Here is a 729-nt window from a genome sequence, read left to right on the forward strand (position 1 = left end):
GTCGGGGCGTGCCAGGTTCGCGGCGATGAGGCCGCGCATGACCAGGTCGGCGCCCACGTCGGCGGCCGGGCCGGTGCCGTTCACGAACCAGCCGACGCGCAGCTCGCGTTCGCCGTCGCCCTCATCCAGCCGGACCGCCACCTCGTCCGGGCCGGGCGCGACGGACAGCAGCCGTCCGCGCAGCAGCCGGAGACGGCCGGTGGCGCGATGCCCCTCGATGCGGTCGGCCGTGGCGGGAGGGATACGGTGCCGGTGGACCTCCCAGTAGCGGGCCACCAGCGTCAGGAAACGACGCCGGTCCTCGACGCTGAGGCGTGCCCACAGCGACGGGACCTGGGGTCGCAGGGCCTCGACCACGCCGTGCCAGTCACCGCCGGCCGCCGTGACCGCGGTGCGGACCGCGGCCAGGAGGCCGGCCAGCCGTAGTGGGCCCTCGGGTATGGGCGCCTCCACCGGAGGCGCCGGTGTACATCGGTGCCGCCGCGGCAGCAGGCCGTGCCGCGAGACGGCGTACACGACCGCGTCCGGATGCGCGTCCAGCACGCTGATCGCCACGTCCACCATGGTCAGGCCGGTGCCCAGAATGAGGACCGGGGCTCCGTCGTGGATCCGGGCGAGCGCGCCGGGCGCCCACGGATCGGCGATGTGACGGTGGCCGGGCGCCGTGGCCGGGCCCGCGGACGGCGGGGGGTTGCCCGTGGCGAGCACGACGGCGCCGGCGTCGATCCG

1 protein-coding gene is annotated in these 729 nt (G+C 76.4%); it reads right to left on the minus strand.

The annotated features are described in order from the left end of the window. A partial coding sequence (locus ACFFNX_RS51775) for an FAD/NAD(P)-binding protein (RefSeq protein ID WP_378213866.1) occupies positions 1-729 on the minus strand: 729 nt, incomplete at both ends.

Origin of the sequence: Actinoallomurus acaciae (genome assembly GCF_042429965.1) — a bacterium.
In the GTDB taxonomy this organism is placed as follows: Bacteria; Actinomycetota; Actinomycetes; order Streptosporangiales; family Streptosporangiaceae; genus Actinoallomurus; species Actinoallomurus acaciae.